This window comes from Nitrosovibrio sp. Nv4, assembly GCF_900215485.1.
Taxonomy (GTDB): domain Bacteria; phylum Pseudomonadota; class Gammaproteobacteria; order Burkholderiales; family Nitrosomonadaceae; genus Nitrosospira.
On record NZ_OCMZ01000001.1, the window covers coordinates 1616250 to 1640827 of the forward strand.

A 24578-nucleotide genomic window follows, 5' to 3' on the forward strand; every position below is an offset into this window, starting at 1 on the left:
CGTCGGTCCTTAAAAACCGTAACTACCGTGCGCATGAATCTGTTAAACGAGGTTTTTGCCCTGATTGAATGGGGCGTAAGCGCGGGAAGCGGGCACGGCAATCTGGATGAACGCCGACGGAGCTGCCATGAGTAAAAGACGTGGTTCCAGCATTTATGCTCAAATTCGCCGGTTCCCCGTTAAAGTTCGCCGCGTCGTGCAAAATTCTTCAAGCGGAAACCAAGTAGCCATAACATGCCGAAATAACTTATCGCGCCGATGGCCACCACCCCTGTCAGTCGCGTTGCGCGTTCGAAAGCAGAGTCTGTGAGCCATGATGCGTCGCTGCCCGAGGCAAACCACAGGGCGCCACCCATCGTTGCCAGCGCCATCAATATTTTTGTCATGAAAATGAGCCAGCCCGGCTGTGGCTGGTAAATCTTATGGCTGCGCAACTTGTAGTAGAGCAATCCGGCGTTAAGGCATGCGCCCAGACCGATGGCAAGCGCCAGTCCGGCGTGGCGCAGCGGTATAATGAACGCGAGGTTCATCAACTGGGTGGCGACAAGCGTGATCGCCGCGATTTTCACCGGTGTGCGGATGTTTTGCCGCGCATAAAATCCAGGGGCCAACACTTTTACCAGAATCAGCCCCAGCAGCCCCAAACTATAAGCCACTAATGCATTGCGCGTCATCCACACATCGTTGACGGAAAATTCACCGTGATAAAAGAGGGTGGTGATAAGCGGAGTCGCAAGTAGTGCCAATGCCAATGCAGCGGGCAGGGTTAGCAGCACGGTCAGACGTAGACCCCAGTCCAGCAGGCGGGAATATTCCTCAGTGCTGTTATCCGCATAATGCCGGGACAGTGACGGCAGCAATATCGTCCCGAGCGCCACGCCTAACAGGCCGGCAGGAAATTCCATCAACCGGTCCGCATAGTAGAGCCAGGACACGCTGCCGGTGACGAGAAAGGACGCGAATATCGTGTTGATCAGTAAACTGATCTGGCCGATCGATACGCCGAACACCGCCGGCCCCATTTGCCTGATAACTCGCCATGCGCCGGTATCTGGGGATTTGAGGCGCGGGCGCGGCATTAACTTGAGACGCATGAGGAATGGCGCCTGGAAGGCGAGCTGGAGCACGCCGCCAATGAATACTGCCCATGCAAGCGCCAGTACCGGCGGGTCCAGTAGCGGGGCAAGCCACAGCGAACAACCGATGAATGACAGATTCAGCAATGCGGGGGTTAACGCGGGTATGGAAAATTTGCCGTAGGTGTTGAGTATGCCTCCTGCCAGCGATACAAGCGAGATGAACAGAATGTAGGGAAATATGATGCGCAGCAGTTCGACTGTCAGTGCAAATTTCTGGGGGTTGCCCGTAAACCCCGGCGCACTCACGTAAATTACCAGCGGTGCAGCAAGGACTCCGATCAGCGTAACCAAAAATAAAGCGATCGAAAGCAATGTCGTAACGTGGTTGATCAGCTCCCGTGTTTCCTCGAACGTGCGGCGGTTTTTATATTCGGCAAGTATGGGCACGAATGCCTGGGAAAACGCACCCTCGGCAAAAAGGCGACGCAGCAGGTTCGGAATGCGGAAGGCCACAAAAAAGGCATCGGTTGCGATGCCTGCGCCAAAGATGCGGGCGATAAGCACATCCCGCACGAATCCCAGGATACGGGAAATCAGCGTCATTCCGCTGACAGTAGCGAGGGCGTTAAGCAGATTCATGGATGAGTATGTTAACCTGAATAGCGCTATTGGTTTGCTTAACAGGTGAAAATTCGAACAGTTGCCATAAGTACTTGAGGACTTGAATAAATTCTCCTTGGAGCGCATTGCTCGAAAATCGGGATGATTATAAGGAGGCGCATCAATGACTGAGACCGATGGCTGAGTTAGTGGCATGAAAGCCTGCATTACTTATCCCTGGCGCTCCGGCAGGTGTTTCCGAATCGTCAAGGATGCAGAATACTCCTGGTTATCCTTGCAATATGCCGGGAACATCCGTATCATTCGAAAAATTTGCGAAACAGTTAATTCGAGGAATTTTCATGGCCAATAGTGCACAAGCCAGAAAACGTGCAAGACAGAACGTCAGTCAACGCGACCGTAACACGAGTTTGCGCTCCCAGTTGCGAACAGCGATCAAGCATGTAAGAAAGGGTATCGAATCTACCGACAAAGCCATTGCACAAGCTGCATTTCAGGCATCCGTCGGTACCATAGATTGCATCGCCGACAAGGGGATCATCCACAAGAACAAGGCTGCCCGCCATAAAAGCCGGCTGTCGGCCGCGATCAAGGCGATGGCCTGATCATCTACATCTCAATAAAAAAGCCCGGGCGCTCCCCGGGCTTTTTTATTACTCCTGAACTCTTCATATAATATCCGGTAAGGTCGCACAACAACGTCAGGGCGCGCTGGGATTGCGATTCTTGACGGCATCCGTTAGCGCCACTACCAAATCCATCGGGATTGGAAAAATGATGGTATTGGATTTGTCGCTAGAGATAGACGTGAGCGTCTGAAGGTAGCGCAGTTGCATTGCTCCCGTTTGCTGGGACAGAATCTGCGCTGCCTGCATCAATTTGTCCGATGCCTGCAATTCGCCTTCGGCATGAATCACCTTTGCGCGCCGCTCGCGTTCTGCCTCCGCCTGGCGGGCGATGGCCCGGATCATCGATTCATCAATATCCACATGCTTGATCTCGACGTTGGAGATCTTGATACCCCATGCATCGGTCTGAATGTCAAGGGCCTTTTGAATGTCCATATTGAGTTTCTCACGTTCCGCCAGCATTTCATCAAGCTCATGCTTGCCCAATACCGAGCGCAGAGTGGTTTGCGCAAATTGGCTGGTCGCGGCAAGAAAGTTCTCCACTTGAATAATGGCTTTTTGCGGATCGACCACGCGAAAGTACACTACGGCATTCACTTTCACCGAGACATTGTCACGTGAAATAACATCCTGGCTGGGCACATCCATAACCACCGTGCGCAGGTCAACGCGCACCATTTTCTGAATGCCCGGAATTATCACGATCAGACCTGGACCTTTTACCTTGTAGAAGCGACCGAGCAGGAACACCACGCCGCGCTCATATTCACGCAGGATGCGAAATATCGTAAACAATGCCAGTAGGATAATGACGAGGGTGCCAAAACCTAAATTGAGCATGATCATCTCCTTTGGTTAATTCTCTGCCAAGGTTACGTGTAAAACCAGACCCTCGATTCCTGTTACACGCACTTTCTGTCCGCGGACCAGAGGCCGGGCACACCGCACGCTCCACAGTTCGCCGCGGATACGCGCCATACCTTGATTCGGCGTATCCTCCAGCATCTCTCCCACGGCGCCGATCAACTCTTCTCGTCCGCTGACAATGGGTTTGTGCCGTGACTTCAGCGCCATACCAATGACAGAAATCAGGAATAATGCACTGGCTATGGATATTCCGGCAATCAAGGGCCAGGGAATGCCATAGCCAGGCGTATCGCTGTTGATCAGCATCAGCGAACCGACGGCGAAAGCAATAACGCCGCCGATGCCGAGCGCGCCGAAGCTGGGTAGAAAGGCTTCCGCCACCATGAATGCGATACCGAGCAGGATCAGGGCAAGGCCGGCATAGCTCACCGGCAGCAACTGGAAGGCATACATGGCAATGAGCAGGCAGATGGCGCCTGCCACGCCGGGCAACACGAAGCCGGGATTGGAAAATTCGAAGAACAATCCGTAAATACCGATTAGCATCAGTATATATGCCACGCTCGGATTGGTGATGATAGCCAGGAGCTGTGTCCGCCAGTCCGGCTCGACGATCTCCACTGTGGCTGAAACTGTATCGAGAACAAGGGTCTGACCAAGTACATTCACTTGCCTGCCGTTCATCTGCTTTAGCAAATCCGGCACATCGGCGGCGACATAATCGATGACCTTGAGATTCAGCGCTTCTGTTGCTGATAGACTTACTGCTTCATGCACAGCGCGTTCAGCCCATTCCGCATTGCGCCCGCGCATCTGCGCAAGCGAGCGGATGTATGCGGCAGCGTCCTGAATAATTTTGCGCGACATTGCATCTTTTTTTGATGCCTTCTCGTCTTTTGCTACATTCTGCCCGGGATGCTCGTCTGGCTGCGTTGCAGGCGAGCCGGGTGATGACTTTGGCCTAGCTTCAGGCTCAGGCTCAGGCTGCGGCTCGGGCAAGCCCCCGATCTGTACCGGTGTGGCCGCACCCAGATTGGTGCCCGGCGCCATCGCAGCAATGTGGCTGGCATACAGGATATAGGTTCCGGCACTCGCTGCCCGAGCTCCGCTCGGCGCGATGAAAACCACCACGGGCACGGATGAAGCGAGTATGCCGCGTATGATCTGCCGCATTGAAGTATCGAGACCGCCTGGTGTATCGAGCTGCAATACAATGAGTGACGCTCGCTCGTCGGCAGCGCGTTGGAGCCCGCGTTGAATGAAGTCCGCGCTGGCCGGAGCAATTGGACCGTCTACTTTCAGTACCACTACCGGGGCAGCCAGAACCAGCGTCGGCAACAGAAGCAGAAACGCTACCACGCCATCAGGCAGAGTAGGGACGAATGGTTTCATGATTTTACTATAGACGGTTTCCGTCTCGCCTGCGTTTGGCTAAACAATACGATCTACAGGTTTATTGACTTATTCGTGGTTCCGAAACTTGCAATCAACGTTGTTTTAGCGCATAAAGCGATTTTTCTATCAAGAAGTAGCGTTCATGAAGCGACCAATAAGCCGAATTCTCATTATCAATGACGAGAAACTGATACTGAAGGAACTGATCAAGGGCCTGAATGCTGCTGCCAAATCCCTCGAAAACCCATTAGGCATTACTTTTTCTGGCGTTACCACTGCGCGCGAAGCGCTGCAAGCCATTGAGGATGACGGCGACATTCAGTCGGTATTGGTGGACGATACGCTTTATACCCTGAAAAACGGAGAAAAGGGTTCCCGTAACCTGCAAATGACAGCCTTGAAGCTGGTGCAGGAAATTACCCGTTTTCGTCCCGAACTTGATATCTACATCCTGATCGCGCAGGAGAAAGAGGATGAAGTGGTGGATGCGCTCTTTTCGGAAACCGTCGATGGCTATTTTTACCGCGAGGAACGTGACTATCGAGGTATGTATCGTATTCTCAACGCCCAGCTTCAGGAAAAAGCGCGCACTCCTTTTTATGACCAGCTCAAAAATTATGTATTGATGGCAAAGGATGCCTGGCACACGCCGGGACATTCCTCGGGCGATTCGCTGCGCGACAGTCCCTGGGCCAGCGATTTTTACGAGTTTATCGGTGAGCATATTTTCCGCGCCGACCTGTCTGTGTCGGTGCCGATGCTCGATTCACTAATGGAACCAACCGGCGTCATCGCGGAAGCGCAGAAGATCGCAGCAAAGGCATTCGGGGCGCGTCGCACATTCTTTGCCACCAACGGTACTTCCACCGCCAACAAGGTGATATTCCAGACGCTGCTCGCCCCTGGCGAAAAACTGTTGCTGGACCGGAATTGCCACAAATCCGTGCATCACGGAGTCGTATTATCGGGCGCTAATCCGATCTATCTCGACTCGTCGGTAAACAAGAAATTCGGCGTTTACGGTCCGGTACCCAAACAGACCCTGTTCAATGCAATCGAAGAACATGCCGATGCACAAGCCCTGATACTCACCAGTTGTACTTACGATGGCCTGCGTTATGATTTGCCCCCCATTATCGAGGCAGCCCACGCCAAGGGCATCAAGGTAATCATCGACGAAGCCTGGTATGGATTCGCCCGTTTTCATCCCGCTTTCCGTCCGACCGCGCTGGAGGCGGGCGCGGACTACGCCACCCAAAGCACACATAAAGTGCTATCGGCTTTCTCTCAGTCCAGCATGATCCACATCAATGACCCTGAGTTCAACGAGCATCTGTTTCGCGAAAATTTCAACATGCATACTTCTACCAGTCCGCAGTACAGCATGATTGCAAGCCTTGACGTAGCGCGCAAACAAGCGACGCTGGAAGGTTACAAGCTGCTGTCGCGCACCCTGGAACTGGCGAAGGAAGTGCGAGCTCAGATCAATTCAACCGGCGTATTTCGGGTGCTGGAACTTGCTGATCTACTGCCTGATGAGGTGAAGCAAGACAATATTCAGCTCGATTCCACCAAGGTTACCGTCGATATTTCCCGTTGCGGCTTCACTGTGGAGGACTTAATCCGGGAATTGTTCGAGCGATACAATATTCAAGTGGAGAAATCCACCTTTAATACCCTCACTCTGCTTCTTACTATTGGCACTACCCGTAGCAAGGTGTCGCGTCTTTATGATGCGCTGATGCGCATTGCACGCGAAGGTCGTGCGCCTAGACGTCTCTACCAGATCCCGGAGATCCCCGTTTTTACCGATCTCAAATACCTGCCGCGCGACGCATTTTATTCCGGGGGCGAACGGGTGCCGCTACTGGATGAACAGGAGCGCATAAATGATGATTTGAAAGGGAGGATTTGTGCAGACCAGATTACTCCCTATCCACCGGGTATTCCAGTTCTGGTGCCAGGGCAGATCATTACGCACGAGATCGTGCAGTACCTGGTTAGCATGTTGCGCTCTCAAAAACGCGTGGAAGTGCACGGAATTGTTTACGACGGCTATCTGCCTTGTTTGAGGCTCCTAACCGCCGCTGAGGAAAAAGGCTTGAAAAAGCTGGTTAAATAGGTAAATATAACGAGTTGCACGACAAGCTATCCATCATGCGCACGGCGGCTTATGCCGCCGTGCCGCTTTCCGACCCCTGGCAAACGCGGGCATTACCTATGGATCCTCTGAACAAGTCCCCTCGGACACAGTATCATCCCGTGCGGGCTACGGCAAAACCGGACATTCGCCACATTACACGCTCTGGCATTGTGGATCGCGCTACGATCTTCGCCGACTGCCCTTTGACCGGCGTAATTTTGCCGATTTTTCAACTCAGTTGTCAGTTCCACGGGCAACTCGACTTTTAATTACTCGCTCCACAGAGCATTCATTCAGAGACTTCTTATATGTCCAATTTGATGAACACTTATCTGCAGCTACCTGTTACATTCGTAAGAGGGGAAGGCGTCTGGCTGTGGGACGAAGAGGGCAGGCGCTATCTGGACGCGCTTGCCGGTGTGGCGGTATGCGGACTGGGACATTGTCATCCGGAGCTTGTGAAAGCAATTTGCAACCAGGCCGGTATGCTTATCCATACGTCCAATCTTTACCATATTGGGAGACAGGAACAGCTAGCCAGCAGGCTGGCCCTGCTGTCCGGCATGGATAGCGGTTTTTTCTGCAATTCGGGCGCCGAAGCAAACGAAGCCGCGATCAAGCTGGCAAGATTATATGGACATGGCAAAAATATAGATTTGCCCACCATTGTCGTGATGGAAAAATCCTTTCACGGACGCACCATGGCAACCCTGACAGCAAGTGGTAACCGCAAGGTACAGGCGGGTTTTGAACCGCTGCTCACCGGTTTTGCGCGAGTGCCATACAACGACCTGGAAGCGGTGGCGCAAGCAGGCGTGCATAACAAGAATGTTGTAGCCATACTGGTTGAACCCTACCAGGGAGAAGGGGGCGTCAATGTGCCGCAGGCGAACTATCTGCAAGGCCTGCGCCATCTCTGCGATCAAAACGGCTGGCTGCTGATGCTGGACGAAGTGCAATGCGGGATCGGCCGAAGCGGCAACTGGTTCGCGTTTCAGCACAGCGGCATTACTCCTGATGTGATAACGCTCGCCAAGGGCTTGGGGTCGGGTGTACCCATCGGCGCTTGCCTCGCCAAAGGCACTGCGGCGAAAGTATTCAAGCCTGGCAATCACGCATCCACTTTCGGGGGCAATCCGCTAGCCTGTGCGGCTGCGCTGACCACGCTCAAAGTCATCGAAGAACAGGATTTGCTGGGAAACGCGATGGAGCAGGGCGACTTCATGCGCAGCATGTTCAAAGCGCAATTAGCCGGCCTGCCCGATGTGGTGCAAATACGCGGCCAGGGATTGATGATCGGCATCGAACTTTCCAGACCGTGTGGCGATCTCGTAAAAGAAGCGTTGAAAAAAGGACTGCTCATCAACGTGACCTCAGATAAGGTAGTGCGTCTGCTACCGCCCTTGGTAATCCAACGGAGCGAGGCGGAGGAGGTGGTAGCAATTTTGTCCGGTATCATGAAGGAATTCCTGGTGGCTTGACAACAATTTGCAAACCCCGAAAGTGAGCCGTGAAAGGCACCTCGGGTTTATGTTTTCGGCGATTCGATTCACTTTACGGTTTAGAACATTATGCAGATCAAGCATTTTCTACAGTTCAACGATTTTTCCCTTGAGGAATTCGAGTATCTGTTCGAGCGTACGCGCTGGATCAAGCATGAGTTCAAGCAATACCAGCGGTATTGGCCATTGCAGGATCGTACGCTGGCAATGATTTTCGACAAGCATTCGACCCGCACACGGCTTTCGTTTGAGGCGGGTATGCATCAGCTGGGCGGTGCGGCAATCTATCTCTCCACGCGGGACACCCAGTTGGGCAGGGGCGAGCCCGTAGAAGATGCCGCGCGGGTAATTTCGCGCATGGTCGATATCGTCATGATTCGTACCTATGAGCACGACATTATCCGGCGCTTCGCGGCGCATTCACGGGTCCCCGTAATTAATGGCCTGACGGATGAATATCACCCATGCCAGATCATGGGCGATATTTTTACTTTTATTGAGCAGCGTGGCAGTATCTCCGGCAAGACCGTGGCATGGATAGGAGATTCGAACAACGTTTGCAATACGTGGCTTCAGGCGGCTGAGGTATTCGGTTTCAACGTGCACGTCTCGACTCCCCGAGGCTACGAAGTGGAACCGGAACGTGCCGGGCTGTACGGCACCGACCACTATGAGGAGTTCGCCGATCCGCATGACGCGGTGAGAGAGGCTGATCTCGTTACCACGGATGTCTGGACCAGCATGGGATTCGAGGCGGAAACCGAGGAGCGGAAGAAAGATTTTGCAGAGTTTCGGGTGGATGCGGAAATGATGTCCTGCACCAGGAAAGATACACTGTTCATGCACTGCCTGCCTGCTCACCGCGGTGAAGAGGTGGCGGCGGAGGTCATCGATGGCCCGCAGTCGATAGTATGGGAAGAGGCTGAGAACAGGCTGCATACCCAAAAGGCGCTGATTGAATACTTGTTGCTGGGAAGATTGGAAGAAACCTGATCTCTCAAAATTTCCAGCAGTTTACATTTCACTTTCTTCTCCGCAGAGTAAGCAGTCAACCCGGACCAAACAGATTCAAAGGAACATGGATTCTCCGCAAACTTCATTTTGGAGGCGGCAAAACGACGGGTCACCCGTCATCCTCTTCGAATTTATATCTACGAGCCAAGCATGGAAAAAATGAACAAAGCTGATGTGCCAGAAATTAACAAGGTTGTCCTGGCGTTCTCCGGTGGGCTGGATACGTCGGTGATTTTGAAGTGGCTACAGGATACCTATCAGTGCGAGGTTGTCACCTTCACCGCGGATATTGGACAAGGTGAAGAAGTGGAGCCTGCTCGCGCAAAGGCCCGGCAACTGGGGGTGAAGGAAATTTTCATCGAGGATCTGCGTGAAGAGTTTGTGCGTGATTTCGTTTTCCCCATGTTTCGCGCCAATGCGGTTTATGAGGGTGAGTATCTGCTTGGCACCAGTATCGCACGTCCGCTGATTGCCAAGCGGCAGATTGAAATCGCCCAGCAAACCGGTGCAAACGCGGTTTCTCATGGTGCCACGGGAAAAGGCAATGACCAAGTGCGTTTTGAGCTCGGCTATTACGCACTTGAACCCAGTATCCGTGTGATCGCGCCATGGCGCGAATGGGATCTCACGTCGCGCGAAAAGCTGCTGAGTTATGCCGAAGAGCACGGCATCCCGGTGGAGATGAAAAAAAAGGGCGGCTCTCCATACAGCATGGACGCCAATCTGCTTCATATTTCCTATGAAGGCCGTATCCTGGAAGACCCAGCGCAGGAACCTGAGGAGTCCATGTGGCGCTGGAGCGTATCGCCTGAAAATGCGCCAGACAAGGCGGAATACGTCGATCTGGAGTTCAGGCAGGGCGATATCGTGGCCTTGAACGGTGAAGACCTCTCCCCGGCTTGCGTACTTGCCAAACTGAACCAGCTGGGCGGCAAGCATGGCATCGGCCGCCTGGATCTGGTCGAGAACCGCTACGTTGGCATGAAGTCCCGCGGGTGTTACGAGACCCCTGGCGGCGCCATTATGCTGAGGGCCCATCGTGCAATAGAATCTATTACCCTCGACCGGGAAGTGGCTCATCTGAAAGACGAGCTGATGCCCCGCTACGCCGAGCTTATTTACAACGGTTACTGGTGGAGCCCGGAGCGTAAAATGATGCAAACAATGATTGATGCATCCCAGGCTCATGTAAACGGCTGGGTACGGGTGAAACTCTACAAAGGAAATGTGATAGTGGTGGGACGGGACTCCAAGACCGATTCACTGTTCGACCCCCACATCGCTACCTTTGAGGACGACCAGGGTGCTTACAACCAGACGGATGCGGCGGGGTTCATCAAGCTGAATGCGCTGCGGATGCGTATTGCCGCAAATTTGAAAAATAGCAAATGATCACCGGACCGCGAATGGGATAACCGGATAACCTTTTTTCGCATTCGCAAGGAATTAAGCCAAGCATGTCTTCAGCCAATCAAGGAGAGTACGCATGCCATCATTTGACATTGTTTCCGAAGTTGACAAGCAGGAAATCAGAAACGCAGTCGACCAGACGAATAAGGAAGTCAGCACCCGGTTCGACTTCAAGGGATCGGATGCGCGTGTGGAACAGGCTGATTACATACTTACTGTCTTTGCCGATGATGAATTCAAACTGAGCCAGGTGCTGGATATTCTGACGGCCAAGCTCGCCAAGCGCAATGTTGATGTCCGCTGTCTGGACAAAGCGCAGTCGGAAAAAATCAGCGGTAACAAAGTCAAACAGCAGGTCACCGTTAAAACGGGAGTGGAAAGCGAGCTGGCAAAAAAAATCATCAGGCTCATCAAGGACAGCAAGCTCAAGGTGCAGGGCAGCATTCAGGGAGAGGCGGTACGCGTCTCGGGCGCCAAGCGCGACACGTTGCAGGAAGCAATACAGCTGGTCAAGAAATCCGTTACTGAATTTCCGCTTCAATTCCAGAATTTCCGCGAATGACGGTCTACATTTCGCTCGCAGCGAGTTCTGTCACGTCACCCCCAGACCTGAAATCCATTTCTCATACAAGCGACGAGCGACCCGATTCAGTGCCGATACTCGCTCAACCAGGTCCATCTGGATTGCTTCTGTCGATTCTACCGATGGTCCCGAATTAGCGGCGATTTCCGCGGCACCTGTTTTACACCACGCTTTCACCATCTCTTCAGTCATTTCCACATGGCATTGCAGCGCCAGATGGCCATCCATAGCGAATGCCTGGTTTTCGCAATAGGGGCTGGAAAGCAGAAGGGTGGCGTTCTCCGGAACGGTAAACTCTTCGCCATGCCAATGGAACGCCTCAAATACAGGCAACTCTCCAAACCACAAGCGTGCGACAGGATTATCGGCGACGCTAACCTCACCCCAGCCGATTTCCTTGACCGCGCTTCTCCTGACGATCCCTCCCAAGGCCTTCGACATCAATTGCCCGCCAAGACAATGGCCTAACACAGGAATATCATTCGTCACGGCCTGCTGAATTAATGCAAGCGCCGGCTCGACCCATGGCAAATCATCGTTGACGCTCATGGGGCCGCCCATGAATACCAGTCCGCTAAAATGATCGGTACTGGCAGGGGGCAACTCGCCGGCATCGACCTTGACGAGCTGCCAAGGGATAGAATGAGAATCGAGGAAAGTGGCCAGATAGCCCGGACCTTCGATGGGAAAATGCCTGAAAATTGCAACGGGTTTCATTGAAATGCGCCGGCTTTCAGTTTACGCACTTGCTGACAGCCCTCTGATTCTCGACGTCGGCAGAAGTAGGCCATAGGGATGGGGCTTGTCCAGGACTGAGCGCATGTCAACAACGGATAGGGAGGATCGAGAAAATTGTCTGGGTCAGCGGACCAGCGAATGCAGGATACTATAGGCCAGGCTTCCATGGCGCCACATCTGCATCCGCAATCATGCGTTGACCGGTAACGCGTACGCCATCAAAGTCCGCTCCTTCGTGAGCCCCAATCAGGTATGTTCCGCTCTCTACCAGGATCTCTACCTGTCCATTAGCCACGGCAACAGTGCCGCCGTTCGCGGATTTGCGGACACTGAAGCGGGTTCCGATATCCCTGATGTACGTTGTGCCCACTTTCAGCTGCAACTTACCGGCACCCTGGCCCTTGGCGTCAAAATAAGCATTGCCTCGCAGCAATTCGATCTGGGGAGGCTCGGCATTGCTGACAGTAACGCTGCTGTCGGCATCCAGACTGATGTCGATCCCCGGCGTGGCGGTAACGGTCAACCGTTCTCCTGGTATGGTCTGGTGGATGCGGGTTGCCAATGGTTTGGCAATGAACCATGACATTAAACCCAGACCGAGAGCCGTGGTGGCAATGGAACCATGCAGCAGGAAGCTTCGCCATCGGGTGCGAGCGGCTAGAGCCATATAATCCTTGCCCTTGAGGTCACAAGGCGCTTGTCACATCGTATGCCAATGCTTGAGTTTCTCGCGGCTGACATCATGCTCCAATTCTCGCCATACTCCGGCCAGCGTTACTGTTTTGAGGGATCGGTAACAAACCCGATTCGTACTAAGCCGGCTTTTGCTGCAGTAGACATCACCCGTGCCACATGTTCGTAGTCTACGCGCCCGTCGGCGCGAATATGCAGTTCAATATTGGGATTCTGTTGCGCCGCTTCGGTAAAGCGCGGCGCCAATTGGTCGACGGTAATCGTTTCACCATTCCAGTAAAGGCTGGCATCTTCGCGAAGCGCGAATTCGATATGGTCTGGTTGCGTGATATTCGGACTGCTGGATGCTTTCGGTAAATCGACTTTAACCGAGTGCGTCAGCAATGGCGCCGTGATGATGAAGATCACCAGCAATACCAGCATTACGTCAACCAGCGGCACCACGTTGATTTCGGACATTGGTGCCTGACGATTGCTGCTGTTCATGCTGCCAAATGCCATTACGACCTCCGTTCAGTGGGAGCAACTGCGGGGGAAACTATAGGTGCAACTACCCGCAAGGACCGTTCATCCCCGGCAGAGCTGTTGGTTTTGGTCCCGACTGCGATCAAGACGAAAAGATCATGTGCAAATGCATCAAGACGCGCCAGCCATATTCGATTACGCCGCACAAATGTGTTATATGCCAATACCGCCGGAATCGCAACAGCCAGTCCCAGCGCCGTCATTATTAGTGCTTCACCTACCGGACCGGCTACTTTGTCCAGTGTTCCCTGGCCGGACAGTCCGATCTGCACAAGCGCGTGGTAAATACCCCATACCGTCCCGAACAAGCCGATATACGGTGCGGCCGAACCGGCTGAGGCAATCACTGTGAGTCCATTTTCCACGCGGGTCGCTTCCTGGTCGAGCCCGTTGCGTAATACGCGCGTGATGAACTCGCTGGCGCCACCCGCGGCGGCCAGTTTCTGCAACCCGTGCTTTTCAGAGTCGACCGCCGCGTCCATCGCCTGTTGGGCGAGTTGAGCAAACGCGTTATCGTCGGACCCTTCCTTCAGCGTAGAGTTCACCTCCTGTAGAGAACTCGCGCTCCAGAAACGCTTGAGAAAGGCGTCTGCGCGCCTTCCCGCCAGAAAATTGGAAATGCCTTTGGTGAGTATGAGGTACCAGCTCGCTACCGATAGCGCAAGCAGCAGTAAAAGTACACTGATGCCCACGCCATCGAGCTGGGCGAGAAAATTTGAGAAACCGAGACCTTTTTCCATTTGAATCAATCTCCTTGGAGTACAAAGTTGAAGGGTTGCAGCGCAATGGCGCGGACCGGCTGGCCATTGCGCATGGGCGGATTGCAGCGCCAGGTTTTCACTGCGGCCATGGCAGCCTCATCGAGACGTTTGAAACCACTGCTATTGGCTACCTGTGCTACGCTAACATGACCTTTTTCATCCAGTTCCACTCGTAACACCAGCTTTCCCTCTTCGCCAAGCCGGCGGGAAAGCGCGGGATAAGCAGGTGCGTTTAGTTGCGGGCATCCGACAGATAATTCGGAGGACAATGTGACGGGTCCTGCCGGCATCTGTGGGGCAGGAGGCGCCGGAGGCGCTTCCACCATCGGCTCTGGCTCTGGTTCTGCCGGAGGAGGAGGCGCCACTGGCTCACTCTTGGACAATACTGGTGTTTCCGCCACCAATTGGCGTGATTTCGGCTTCTTCACCGGTTGAGGCTTGGGTACGGGAGGAGGCGGCTCAGGTTTGGATTCTTCCTTCGGCCTGGATGAAGGAATGAAATCGACCATCAGTGTCACCAGTTGTTTTGGCGGGGGAATTATCTCCTGCTTGAACAAGTAGTAAAGTAGCGCCCCATGAATTGCAAGGACGAAAATCAGGCCGGGCAAAAAGGCGGGATTGTACTTCATTGCTTTGTGTTCAATGTCACGAGCCAGGTACGGCATTGCGAGCCAGCCATTCTTCGACATATTTCCTGTTGACCAAGCCGGTCTTGACCTCGCGCTGGTGTTTTCGGTCATAAAAATAAGTCCGCGGCACCTCCCCGTACCAGCGACTGTCAATTTCAAGACGCAAACGTTCCGGCATCTCCTCTGCAAAGACCCATTGCTCGGCCTTGCTCATCCCGTAGCTTTCCGTTCGAGCGGCGAGTTGCGGCGTATCACTTACCGCATCGGTGGCGACCAGTACGACGTCCAGCTTGGGATGCGTGCGTTTGAGTTCGCTCAGCATTTTAAGTTCGGTCGGGCAATATTGACATTCGAGCGACCACAAAACGAGAACGAAAGGCTTGCCTTCACGAGGGGCAAGCACCTGCTGCAGGCTTCCTGCCGTAAAAGGACGAACGCTCTCGGCTGCGCCGGCGGCATTCATGAAAATCAGCATCAGCACAAAGGCTAAACGACGTATCATAGGACGGCCTCCGCCGAATTGAATATGCAAAATGGTATCTCCGCGTCGGCCTGGAATAAATGGTAAAAAGGCTGCATGTTTCATGATCGGCTTCCAGTCCAGTAGTTAAAGGAATAGCGATACCGAACCATTCCGGCCGCGTTGTCTCGCTTCCTGTTGCTTCTGGCGAACAGCCGGAACCTGGATTTGAAAATACAGAACACTAGTAATGTAAATCTAATTAAGAATCAGTCGCAATCCACGTTAAAATTTTACCACTAACCCGCAAATCTACGTATAGTAATATTGTTATGCTGTGGTTTTTTTCCCTGACCATATCCTCATTTGTCCCCCATTTACACTACCATGATAGATGCGACAAGTTGTCATAACAATGCGACAAATTGTCGCAGGGTCTAATGGCATAAAGCGCCGGAGACAATGCTACAACTGGGAATTCAGGCACTTGGTTCGTGCTCGTAGCTGTGTTGCAAAGTCCGGTTACAGAATCGCCTGATTACAGATTCAGTCTAACCTCCAGCCTCATGAAGCCGCTAATAAATCATTAGTCCTCTTACGCTGAATTCGTTCCCGAATAAATGAGGTCGCTGAAGAGGCGCCAAACTAGCCGTATCGGCTGGAGTCGACTGGTAATTCGGTCCTCTGTTACCGGCATACCAGAAGCATACAACTCTACTTTTTTTGGCAAACTGTTCCGGCAAATCGAAAAAAATTTGCTAACATTGCGGCGGGGCGTGAAGCCTCTGCTTTTTTATCTTCCCATAGGCAAATTGTCCTGGCTACTCAACAGGAATTGTCCAATTTTCTGGCTGAAATCGAACGGCGCGCCTATAAGCAGGCATTGTTCGCGGTACGAGACGAACATCTGGCGCTGGATATTGTTCAGGATTCCATGACTAAGCTCGTCGAGAAGTATGCCGCCAAGTCATTGGAAGAACTGCCCCTCCTGTTTCAGCGGATTCTGCAAAATACCATACGCGACTTTTACCGGCGGCAGAAAACTCGCTCCTTATGGACTACCCTGTTTTCATCGTTCATGCCTCGCAATCGCGAAACAGAGAATGACGAATACGATCTACTCGAAACTTTGCAGTCGGACGGGGCGTCCAATTTTGGCAAACCGCATGAACAATTAGAACAATCACAACTTATTGGTCTGCTGGAGAAGGCAATTAAAACCCTTCCGGCGCGTCAACGAGAAGCTTTTCTCCTGCGTTACTGGGAGGAGATGAATGTTACAGAAACGGCAAAGATTATGGGATGTTCTGAAGGAAGCGTAAAGACTCACTGCTCGCGCGCAGCCCATGCTCTTGCTACCCTGCTGAAAAAAGATGGAATTGAGCTATGAATGAGCCGGAAATAGGGACAAAAATAGCGCGACTTTTGGATCGCGGTCTGGATGACATGAAGCAGGGCACCTTAAACCGCCTTGAATCTGCGCGCAGAGCTTCCCTTGAGAATTACCATATAAGGGAGACAGTGGTTGGTGTCGACCACGGGCATAGCGGGCAGGGCGCTTCTGCCAGAAGTGGGCACGATTGGTATTCCAGAACTGCCAAGCTGCTATCGGCGATCGCGCTGCTGTTTGCCCTGGCAAGTATCGCCTATTGGCAGACTCTCCAGCAGAGCGATGAAAATGAGGATATTGACATAATGCTACTTGTCGATGATCTGCCTATAAACGCTTATCTCGACGATGAGTTCGATACATGGCTAGATCATTACTAGCAGCAGCGTTCTGGCTATGCTTGTCATTATCTGCCCTGTCTGAAGCTGGCCAGCCTTCATGGGAGAAGCTGAAGCCTCAGCAACGGGAAGTTCTGGCTCCGCTTGCCCAAGAGTGGAACGACATGGACTCTGCAAAAAAGAAGAAGTGGCTAGGCATTGCTAAACGCTATCCGGAAATGACACCTTCAGAGCAGCAGCGTGCCCAATTACGGATGCGCGACTGGTATTCGCTAACTCCTGAGCAGCGCGAACTGGTGCGTGAAAAGTATAAGACGATCAAAAAAATGCCGCCAGACAAGCGTCGTGAAATAAAGCAGAAATGGCGCGAATATGAGCAGCTGCCTGAAGTCGGAAAGGGGCAATAGGCCGAAAAGGTCCATAGGCTGGAGGGACAATAGCTGGCGAGCAGCGCGGTTCCTTTGTGTCTTCCCGCCGTTCTCTGTCATTTGATCACCATAAATAAGATAAGACGAAAGCGCTTCTGAATGAGTGTCCCACAATGGTAAAAACTTCCGCACCTGGATTGGGGCGGCGGTTGCTGAGCATGCTTTATGAATTACTGATTCTGGTTGCGGTTCTATTTATTGCCAGTTTCGCTTTTCATCTTGTATTCCGGGATACCGGTTCTATTTTTTTTCGCCCTGCATTCCAGCTTTACCTCCTGCTGGTAGCCGGTATTTATTTCACCTGGTTCTGGACCCATGGCGGACAAACACTGCCCATGCAGACATGGAAGCTCCGTGTGGTCACCGCTGCTGGGGAACGGCTTTATCTGAAGCAGGCGCTTGCGCGTTATTTATTTGCAGTAATCGGGATTTTTTTCTTCGGCAGCGGGATAATCTGGGCATTATTCGATCGGGATGGCCTATTCCTGCACGACCGGCTCGCAGGCACGAGGATCGTGAGAATTGAGGAATGAGGTGGAATCGGATGAGTGCCGGGAAACTGGAGTTCAGGGTTCCCGCCGTCCCGGCTGGCCTGGAGATAGCGCAGATAGCCTTTCTTGACATTCCGAACAAGTCCGGAGCACTCGCTTGGCAACGAACTGGCAGTAAATCCGGACTTATTCAAACGTTCCTTAAGCAGTTCCTCCTACCGTTAGCCCATCTATGCGCAGCGTTGGCTGACCAACTCCCACTGGCACGCTCTGGCCTTCTTTACCGCAGGTACCGACGCCGGGGTCGAGCGACATATCATTGCCAATCATCGAAACGCGCGTAAGCACATCGGGACCGTTGCCTATGAGGGTCGCGCCCTTTACCGGATAGGAGATCTTTCCGTTTTCTATCATGTATGCTTCCGCTGCGGAAAACACGAATTTTCCACTGGTGATATCCACCTGGCCACCGCCAAAATTCACCGCATATAAACCATGTTTCACTGAAGAAATGATCTCTTCAGGGCTTTTGTCGCCGTTCAGCATATAGGTGTTGGTCATACGCGGCATGGGGATATGAGCAAACGACTCCCGTCTTGCGTTACCCGTCACGGGCACATTCATGAGCCGCGCATTAAGGCTATCCTGCAAATAACCCTTGAGTATCCCGTTTTCGATCAATACCGTACATTGCGTGGGATTTCCTTCGTCATCAATATTAAGCGACCCGCGCCGTCGCGCAATCGTGCCGTCATCCACCACCGTAACGCCTGTTGCAGCAACGCGTTCGCCGATACGTCCAGCGAATGCGGAACTTCCCTTGCGGTTGAAATCCCCTTCAAGTCCATGACCGATCGCCTCATGCAACAGTATGCCGGGCCAGCCGGCGCCAAGTACTACGGTCATGGTTCCGGCGGGCGCGGGTTTTGCGTCCAGATTGACAATAGCCTGATGCACTGCCTTGGCAGCATAGTCGCGCAGCACGTCGTCGGTAAAATAGGCGTAGTCGAAACGTCCGCCACCACCTGCCACCCCTTGCTCACGATTGCCGTTTTCTTCGGCGATCACTTGCACCGAGATTCGCACAAGAGGTCGCACATCAGCCGCCAGGAGGCCATCACTGCGCGCCACCAGCACCACTTCGTATTCTCCCGCCAGAGATGCCATAACCTGGATAACACGCTTGTCAATGGCGCGGGCATAACCCTCCAGCTTTTCGAGCAATGCCACCTTGTCCGTGTCTTTAAGGCTCGCGATGGGGTCCTCTGGAAGGTAAAGTTCACGTCCTTTGCTGTGTCTGACCGCTTGTACCGATTGTTCTATACCCTGACGGGCAATGGCCCGGGTGGCCTGGGCTGCCGAGGCAAGGGCAGGCATGCTGATATCGTCCGAATAGGCGAACGCTGTCTTGTCCCCACTTACGGCGCGGACGCCAACGCCCTGATCAATATTAAAGCTGCCGGATTTGACTATGCCTTCTTCCAGCGACCAGCCTTCGGCACGGCTATATTGAAAATACAGATCGGCGTACTCGACATGGTGCGTAAGCATCTGGCCAAATACTTTTTGTAACCCGGCCGCATCTATCTGGTGAGGCGCGAGTAAACAATTATTGGCGGTGGCGAAGAGATCGTTGGGCTGGATGAGGGATTCTGTAATCATGATATCCGGTAGACAAAAAAAACGGCGATAGATTCAACAGTGATGCAAGGTACGGTGACTCAATGCCGGCAAGCTATTGCGCAAGCTGGCCTGGTATTCCGGATTGATATCCGCGATCACGACTCCTGATCCGCGCGGAAGGCGATTGAGCACGACGCCCCATGGATCGACGATCATGCTGTCTCCGTGGGTTTCCCGTCCATTGATATGATAACCCCCTTGAGCGGGCGCAACGACATAGGCAAGATTTTCAATAGCGCGGGCACGAATCAGGGTTTCCCAGTGAGCCTTGCCCGTAGTTGCGGTGAAAGCCGCTGGAGCGAAAATAATATCCACTTTACCCATGGATCGGTAGAGCTCGGGAAACCGCAGATCGTAACAAATGGAAAGGCCGATGCGGCCAAAAGGCGAGTCCAGGGCAACGACGCAGCAACCCGCTTCGATCGTTTCTTCCTCCGCGTAGCGTTCGTTCCCAAGCTCCAGGCCGAATAGATGTATCTTGTCGTAGCGCGCGACCTGCTGTCCTTTGTCATCATACACCAGGCAGCTATTTCGTACCTTGTCCGGATTCGAGGACTCCAGGGGTACGGAACCGCCCACCAGCCAGATGCCGAGCCGCTTCGCGATATTGCTCAGGAATTGCTGTATGGGCCCACTATTAACCTGCTCGCGCGCCGCTACCCTATCGGCATCTTTCATGCCCATGATGCAAAAATATTCCGGCAGTGCCGCCAGCTTTGCCCCCTGCGCGGCGGCGATGGCAAGCAGTCGGCCGGCTTCCTCCAAATTGCCGAGTATATTTGGCCCCGCTGACATCTGAATGGCGGCAACACGAATAGAACCGTCGGGCGCCTGACAAGTATTTGGGTTCTCAAGCATATTTATGACATAAATTAATTCATGGGCAGCGATAATAAGCACCAGGCCATTTGTACTCCGGTACTCGGCGCCACGTAAAAAGGTGCCCTGACTGCAGGAAAACAGAGTAACTTAAAATGACGCTCATATAAACCCTTAAAACGTTATGGCGTTGATCACGCACCATCATTTTTGACTCCCGTTGTTTTTGCCTGGATGTCCGTGGCAGATGAATCCCTATTTCGAGCCCTTTCAGTACCTCTCCCCAGAACCTCATCCAATTGTGCTGGTGCGAGGCTGTAAACATTATGGGGCGTGTTCGATCGACTCATGCGCATGCCGTGGGATTTTGGTGACGACCGGATCGGCCCAGGTACCGGTAATATTATATTCGTTGGAGGTAGTCGGGTTTTGCAATGCCGTGCTTGCAATCACGGTTGCCATTCCGACAACCGGAGTGGCCAAGCCGAATGACGGCGTGACTCTGATATGCAATTTTTGCGTTTCCGCTTCAAGGTTCATCTCGCCGTTCATGATGACCTTTGCAGCTGGCCCTTCGATTCGGAGATCCTCGGTAAATGCCACGCCTCGGGTAATTTTTACATCCCCGGAGATGTCGTCAAACCCGAAACCCTCGCTGAACACATCATGAAAGTCCAATGTGATCCTTCGCGGCAGCGCCCGGAGGCTGAAAATGCCAAATAATCTGCCAATCCCGGGCTCGAATTTGGGGAACTGTCCTCGTCTGGCGTTCAGCTTGAAGTTCCCGGACAAGGTAGCGTAATCTATTGACTGAGGGCCGCCATGCCACGACAACATGCCCTCAAGGCTACCGCTGCCGCGTTTTACGCGATCAGGATGGCCGAGGCGCGTCAAGAACTTGCCGATATCGTCGGCTTGCAACGTGAGAGTAGCCTCTACGCGGGATGGTACCGTTCGGTTCCGCCATACGCCCCGCACCATTATTGAACTGTCCGGATTCGTTATGTGCAATTTCTCAATGTGCCAATTCCGGCCATGCTGATCAGCTATCAGTTCAAGTTTGCCCAGTTGCATCTCGTCGACTAGAAAATTATCTACCGTGACATCAAGCGCGGGCAGGTTTTTTACCTGCTGCGCTTGTGCCGTCACGCCCGGATCGTGACGAGGAGAGGCCGAGGGGACGATCAGCCTGTTCAGTCGGGCCACGATCTTGCCATTACCGGACGGGTTCCAGGTGACACCACCGTTGATCTCATTGCTTGCTATGGTGGAATACCAGAACATGTCCTCCTTGTCGGCTTTCAGCGTGACATCATTCAGGCGCCTGCCCAGAAAGTCGAGTGCGCCAATGTGAAGGTTGATGCCGGTCAGGCCGAAAGAAGGTCCCGGTTCATTATTGAACTCCTTCAGCAAACGACGCCAGCGATCCACATTCAGCAGCGGTACCGTGCCGGTCATCGATATGCCGGAATTTTCGGACAAAGCAACAGGGGGGGGACCGAAATTCACTGTACCCCGCTCAGCATGATATTCGCCGGTATCGTCCCGGACACGTTTGATTGCTGCAGCAACCAGGTTGCCAACACTCAGATTCAGTTCATCCATATCCGGGCCGCTGGCTTTTCTTTCGAAACGCAGAGGTACAGCATCGCCGGCGGCCTTGGAGAAAGGCGCGGGTAACTCCGACATAATGCCATGCAACGATGATTCGAGGGATACGTTCACCAACTTGTCGCGCATATGGGCAGTGGCTCGCCAATCCGTGCTGCCGCGCAAATGACGCCTCCATAATGGCGCGGCGCCCGTAATCCTTCCCTGTGGCGGCTGAGATAGATTGTCCAGGTTAATCCTGCCAATGGCTGATAACTGCATGCTTCCATCTGGCTTATCGATGGAACTGATGAGCACGGGTCCACCGAGGAGTCGGGCGGTTATATTTTCAACCTTTATCCCAGCGCTGTTAAAAGTCAGTACGCCATTAATACCATCCAGATTGGGTATATTCGGGCCAGCATCAATCTGATTATCGATGAATTGATAATTACCTGCCGTGGTGGTTGCCTCTGGGCGATGCAGGGGAATATCAAGCTTGAGCAGCAACCTTCCATTTCCAGTAATGCCGATCTTGTCAACAAGGCTGTTGTCGTAGTTGTCGGCCGTGCTCGCCGCGGCGAATTTCAGGAATTGCCGGGTAGGGCCATTTGCTTCAATTTCGCTTCTCAGCATTGCATCGGCGGCAGTCATGTCGGCAATACGCAACTTCGCTTTGCTTAATGTCGTGCCGAAGATATCTGCTTGTGACGCATCGAATTCCATGCGGCTGCCGTGAAAATGCAAGTCTCCCGATATGTTTTCTATCTGTGGCCATCCGGGGATGTAATCGAGCGTCACTCCTGATGCTTTCGCATGCAGCCTGAAAACTCCATTATCATCACCGGCGAAAGGAAACCGCGCCAGGTCGCCCTTGAGATTGAGCCGTGAATCAAGAAACTTCCCCTCGACAATCGATTCCTCAAGCCAGTCGCGAGAGTAACGATTTGCTCCCACCGGCATGTAATCCAGTAAATATCGTGCATCCGCCCGCGTCAAATGGCCAGTCAGGTCAATGATACCCGGGCCATCAGGCGTGGTACGGTAATTTCCGTAGACTAGCCCGGCAGCGCGGGCATTGGAAAACGATATATTATTGAACGTGAACGCGGTCGAATCTTTATCTGCCAGGATCTTCCAGTTCGCCTGCCCGGTGAAGGTATCCAACGCCAGCGGCTCGCGAAATGCATCAGGCAGTTCCAGTATGGCATTTTGAGAGTTTAGATTCAGTGTGCCGCCTCGCTCGGTAATATCGATACTACCGGTAATACCGCTGAATGCAGGCAGGGGTTCCAATTTCCTCAGGCTCAGGTTGGTAAAACTCCCTTTTGTGCTGAAATATGAAGGCCTTGGCAACTCACCGTTCCATTGCGCGCGCATATAATGAATATCTCCGCGAGGGGAGACTCTGCCAAGTTGCTCGCGCAACGATGCATTGATTGGCAGGTATTGAGCCAGGCCTGCAAGAATTTCCAATTTTGAGTCATCGATAATCAGTTTTCCGCTACCCGATTTTTCGCCATAAGCAGGAATCGTTTGCAGCAAAAAACTTACGGGCTGTAATTCCTGTTCCCGCCTTCCGGACACGGAAGTTCGCAATTTTTGTGCGAAAAATTCTGCGCCTTTTTTCGTTCCTTCGTTTATTTTTTTCCACCCGACTCTACCTTGCAAACGGACAAGGTTCAATTCGGGGAGATCCGGGGCCAACTGGGCTTGAACATCATGCAGGCGCATATCAACTGTCAATTTCGTCATGCCTTCGCCGTCAATTCCAGCCCACAGACGGAGCGCCCCGACGCCGTGATTCAACTTGATTTCCGGGGGAAAGGGCAGCCAGATACGCCAGGCGGCAATATCGGCACGATTTATTTGCATGAACAGTCGGCCTCGCCATAATTCCGAGTTAATTAAGGACTCGCCGGTAAAATCACCGCGCATGTCCAGTCGTGCGGCAAGCTCGGCGGGAGGGGTGGCATGCATACCAAACCGATGGCGATCGCCACGGTTCTCCAGGCGCAAATTGACTAGCAGTTCCAGTTCGGCTGCGCCGCGCTGGTCGTCCTGCCAGAGGATGCTGGCGTTATTGATCGTGACTCGTCTCTGATTCAGGAGCCAATCAGAAAAACCGTCTTCGCTTGCAGTCAGTTCCTTGTCGAGTGCGAATCCTGCAACATGGATCACACCTGCGGCATCGCGACGCACGATCAGGTCGGGTTGTTCGATCGCGACTTCGCGAAAGAGCAACTCGCCGTGTAATACTGAACGCCACGAAACTGTGCCTTCCAGACGGTGCAGCAGCAGCGTAATATCGCCCTCTCGATCATGTACCTTTACGGCACCCAGCATCATATGAGGGCGAAATCCATCCCAGTTTGCACTGATCTCACCTATGGTGATGTGCTGGCCGGAAGCCTGGCTGATGGCGGAAGCGATGTTTTCACGGTACTGCTCTATGTCGGGCAGGAGCCAGTAGCGTAGTGATAACAGTAACAGGGAAAAACAGGCCGCAACAGCGATCAGCACCCACGTCAACAACCGGAACAAAAAGCTGCCCCGTCGTGCAAGAGGTGAAGTTACTGATGGGTTCAATAAATAGTTCCGGTTTATAGACTTCGGACGCTGCGACTTCTATCATTGCGGACGGCGCAGTCGTTCAAAGCCTGGATATGAAACAGCGAGCGGCAGTGATAAAACGCTTAGATACAGGCACCCGGTCTTTGTTCAATCCTTCGGACAGGCCGGATAGCGGACAGCGGATAGGCAGAAACATGCCACTCGAATACCGGTTTT

22 protein-coding genes are annotated in these 24578 nt (G+C 53.0%); 10 read left to right on the top strand and 12 right to left on the bottom strand.

Translation table 11 applies throughout. The features are described 5' to 3' along the window. Positions 1-179: 179 nt before the first annotated feature. A complete protein-coding gene (gene murJ / locus CRO05_RS07260) occupies positions 180-1718 on the bottom strand; it encodes a murein biosynthesis integral membrane protein MurJ (protein WP_097066738.1) in 1539 nt (512 codons plus the stop codon). A gap of 323 nt (positions 1719-2041) precedes the next feature. On the opposite strand from murJ, the gene rpsT reads away from it, so the two are divergent. Further along, entirely contained in the window at positions 2042-2305 is a 264-nt protein-coding gene (gene rpsT / locus CRO05_RS07265; protein ID WP_097066739.1) for a 30S ribosomal protein S20, read from the top strand. Between the two features lie 96 nt (positions 2306-2401). Here rpsT and CRO05_RS07270 read toward each other — a convergent pair whose 3' ends face one another. After that, positions 2402-3169, bottom strand: a complete 768-nt coding sequence (locus CRO05_RS07270; protein ID WP_097066429.1) for a slipin family protein — start codon at positions 3167-3169, stop codon at positions 2402-2404. 15 nt (positions 3170-3184) lie between these two features. Then, positions 3185-4588, bottom strand: a complete 1404-nt coding sequence (locus CRO05_RS07275) for a nodulation protein NfeD (RefSeq protein WP_097066430.1) — start codon at positions 4586-4588, stop codon at positions 3185-3187. A 145-nt stretch (positions 4589-4733) separates the two neighbouring features. Here CRO05_RS07275 and CRO05_RS07280 point away from each other — a divergent pair, with 145 nt between their 5' ends. From CRO05_RS07280 to CRO05_RS07305, 5 genes are all read left to right on the top strand, one after another. Beyond that, positions 4734-6713, top strand: coding sequence for an aminotransferase class I/II-fold pyridoxal phosphate-dependent enzyme (locus CRO05_RS07280; protein ID WP_097066431.1), 1980 nt, complete (start codon positions 4734-4736; stop codon positions 6711-6713). Positions 6714-7042: 329 nt separating this feature from the next. Continuing rightward, a complete protein-coding gene (locus tag CRO05_RS07290) occupies positions 7043-8215 on the top strand; it encodes an aspartate aminotransferase family protein (protein ID WP_097066433.1) in 1173 nt (390 codons plus the stop codon). Positions 8216-8305: 90 nt separating this feature from the next. Then, positions 8306-9229, top strand: coding sequence for an ornithine carbamoyltransferase (argF, locus tag CRO05_RS07295; RefSeq protein WP_181319821.1), 924 nt, complete (start codon positions 8306-8308; stop codon positions 9227-9229). A 171-nt stretch (positions 9230-9400) separates the two neighbouring features. Then, positions 9401-10642, top strand: a complete 1242-nt coding sequence (locus tag CRO05_RS07300) for an argininosuccinate synthase (protein ID WP_369831603.1) — start codon at positions 9401-9403, stop codon at positions 10640-10642. A gap of 94 nt (positions 10643-10736) precedes the next feature. Next, a complete protein-coding gene (locus tag CRO05_RS07305) occupies positions 10737-11222 on the top strand; it encodes a YajQ family cyclic di-GMP-binding protein (protein WP_097066435.1) in 486 nt (161 codons plus the stop codon). Positions 11223-11252: 30 nt separating this feature from the next. Here the strand turns inward: CRO05_RS07305 and CRO05_RS07310 are convergent, their stop codons facing one another. The 6 genes from CRO05_RS07310 to CRO05_RS07335 form a co-directional block, all read right to left on the bottom strand. Next, entirely contained in the window at positions 11253-11960 is a 708-nt protein-coding gene (locus tag CRO05_RS07310; RefSeq protein ID WP_097066436.1) for a type 1 glutamine amidotransferase, read from the bottom strand. Positions 11961-12129: 169 nt separating this feature from the next. Then, positions 12130-12648 (bottom strand): FecR domain-containing protein, encoded by a 519-nt coding sequence (locus CRO05_RS07315; protein ID WP_090881226.1) that lies wholly within the window; start codon positions 12646-12648, stop codon positions 12130-12132. 107 nt (positions 12649-12755) lie between these two features. Beyond that, a complete protein-coding gene (locus tag CRO05_RS07320) occupies positions 12756-13175 on the bottom strand; it encodes a biopolymer transporter ExbD (RefSeq protein ID WP_097066437.1) in 420 nt (139 codons plus the stop codon). After that, entirely contained in the window at positions 13175-13939 is a 765-nt protein-coding gene (locus CRO05_RS07325; protein ID WP_090881220.1) for a MotA/TolQ/ExbB proton channel family protein, read from the bottom strand. The genes CRO05_RS07320 and CRO05_RS07325 overlap by 1 nt, the downstream gene beginning before the upstream one ends. 5 nt (positions 13940-13944) lie before the next feature. Next, a complete protein-coding gene (locus CRO05_RS07330; protein ID WP_097066741.1) occupies positions 13945-14589 on the bottom strand; it encodes an energy transducer TonB in 645 nt (214 codons plus the stop codon). A gap of 16 nt (positions 14590-14605) precedes the next feature. Then, entirely contained in the window at positions 14606-15091 is a 486-nt protein-coding gene (locus tag CRO05_RS07335; protein ID WP_097066742.1) for a redoxin domain-containing protein, read from the bottom strand. Between the two features lie 775 nt (positions 15092-15866). Here CRO05_RS07335 and CRO05_RS07340 point away from each other — a divergent pair. From CRO05_RS07340 to CRO05_RS07355, 4 genes are all read left to right on the top strand, one after another. Next, positions 15867-16439, top strand: coding sequence for an RNA polymerase sigma factor (locus CRO05_RS07340; RefSeq protein WP_097066438.1), 573 nt, complete (start codon positions 15867-15869; stop codon positions 16437-16439). After that, positions 16436-16819, top strand: coding sequence for a DUF3619 family protein (locus CRO05_RS07345; protein WP_097066439.1), 384 nt, complete (start codon positions 16436-16438; stop codon positions 16817-16819). Before CRO05_RS07340 ends, CRO05_RS07345 begins: the two co-directional genes overlap by 4 nt. Continuing rightward, complete coding sequence (locus CRO05_RS07350; protein ID WP_097066440.1) at positions 16801-17184, top strand: DUF3106 domain-containing protein; 384 nt, start codon at positions 16801-16803, stop codon at positions 17182-17184. Before CRO05_RS07345 ends, CRO05_RS07350 begins: the two co-directional genes overlap by 19 nt. 134 nt (positions 17185-17318) lie before the next feature. Next, complete coding sequence (locus CRO05_RS07355) at positions 17319-17738, top strand: RDD family protein (RefSeq protein WP_097066441.1); 420 nt, start codon at positions 17319-17321, stop codon at positions 17736-17738. Between the two features lie 159 nt (positions 17739-17897). On the opposite strand, the gene tldD is transcribed toward CRO05_RS07355, so the two are convergent. The 3 genes from tldD to CRO05_RS07370 form a co-directional block, all read right to left on the bottom strand. Beyond that, positions 17898-19358: a metalloprotease TldD gene (gene tldD / locus CRO05_RS07360; RefSeq protein WP_097066442.1), complete on the bottom strand. Its 1461-nt coding sequence runs from the start codon at positions 19356-19358 to the stop codon at positions 17898-17900. A 33-nt stretch (positions 19359-19391) separates the two neighbouring features. After that, complete coding sequence (locus tag CRO05_RS07365; RefSeq protein WP_097066743.1) at positions 19392-20237, bottom strand: carbon-nitrogen hydrolase family protein; 846 nt, start codon at positions 20235-20237, stop codon at positions 19392-19394. A 285-nt stretch (positions 20238-20522) separates the two neighbouring features. Then, positions 20523-24377 (bottom strand): YhdP family protein, encoded by a 3855-nt coding sequence (locus tag CRO05_RS07370; protein WP_235001327.1) that lies wholly within the window; start codon positions 24375-24377, stop codon positions 20523-20525. Positions 24378-24578: the final 201 nt, after the last annotated feature.

Bases quoted from the DNA above. Each gene is read 5' to 3' on its own strand.
- tldD (WP_097066442.1), bottom strand. From the start codon at position 19,358: ATGATTACAGAATCCCTCATCCAGCCCAACGATCTCTTCGCCACCGCC.
- CRO05_RS07310 (WP_097066436.1), bottom strand. From the start codon at position 11,960: ATGAAACCCGTTGCAATTTTCAGGCATTTTCCCATCGAAGGTCCGGGC.
- CRO05_RS07330 (WP_097066741.1), bottom strand. From the start codon at position 14,589: ATGAAGTACAATCCCGCCTTTTTGCCCGGCCTGATTTTCGTCCTTGCA.
- murJ (WP_097066738.1), bottom strand. From the start codon at position 1,718: ATGAATCTGCTTAACGCCCTCGCTACTGTCAGCGGAATGACGCTGATT.
- CRO05_RS07290 (WP_097066433.1), top strand. From the start codon at position 7,043: ATGTCCAATTTGATGAACACTTATCTGCAGCTACCTGTTACATTCGTA.
- CRO05_RS07320 (WP_097066437.1), bottom strand. From the start codon at position 13,175: ATGGCATTTGGCAGCATGAACAGCAGCAATCGTCAGGCACCAATGTCC.
- CRO05_RS07270 (WP_097066429.1), bottom strand. From the start codon at position 3,169: ATGCTCAATTTAGGTTTTGGCACCCTCGTCATTATCCTACTGGCATTG.
- rpsT (WP_097066739.1), top strand. From the start codon at position 2,042: ATGGCCAATAGTGCACAAGCCAGAAAACGTGCAAGACAGAACGTCAGT.
- CRO05_RS07365 (WP_097066743.1), bottom strand. From the start codon at position 20,237: ATGCTTGAGAACCCAAATACTTGTCAGGCGCCCGACGGTTCTATTCGT.
- CRO05_RS07275 (WP_097066430.1), bottom strand. From the start codon at position 4,588: ATGAAACCATTCGTCCCTACTCTGCCTGATGGCGTGGTAGCGTTTCTG.
- CRO05_RS07350 (WP_097066440.1), top strand. From the start codon at position 16,801: ATGGCTAGATCATTACTAGCAGCAGCGTTCTGGCTATGCTTGTCATTA.
- CRO05_RS07345 (WP_097066439.1), top strand. From the start codon at position 16,436: ATGAATGAGCCGGAAATAGGGACAAAAATAGCGCGACTTTTGGATCGC.
- CRO05_RS07280 (WP_097066431.1), top strand. From the start codon at position 4,734: ATGAAGCGACCAATAAGCCGAATTCTCATTATCAATGACGAGAAACTG.
- CRO05_RS07335 (WP_097066742.1), bottom strand. From the start codon at position 15,091: ATGATACGTCGTTTAGCCTTTGTGCTGATGCTGATTTTCATGAATGCC.
- CRO05_RS07325 (WP_090881220.1), bottom strand. From the start codon at position 13,939: ATGGAAAAAGGTCTCGGTTTCTCAAATTTTCTCGCCCAGCTCGATGGC.
- CRO05_RS07300 (WP_369831603.1), top strand. From the start codon at position 9,401: ATGGAAAAAATGAACAAAGCTGATGTGCCAGAAATTAACAAGGTTGTC.
- argF (WP_181319821.1), top strand. From the start codon at position 8,306: ATGCAGATCAAGCATTTTCTACAGTTCAACGATTTTTCCCTTGAGGAA.
- CRO05_RS07355 (WP_097066441.1), top strand. From the start codon at position 17,319: ATGGTAAAAACTTCCGCACCTGGATTGGGGCGGCGGTTGCTGAGCATG.
- CRO05_RS07305 (WP_097066435.1), top strand. From the start codon at position 10,737: ATGCCATCATTTGACATTGTTTCCGAAGTTGACAAGCAGGAAATCAGA.
- CRO05_RS07315 (WP_090881226.1), bottom strand. From the start codon at position 12,648: ATGGCTCTAGCCGCTCGCACCCGATGGCGAAGCTTCCTGCTGCATGGT.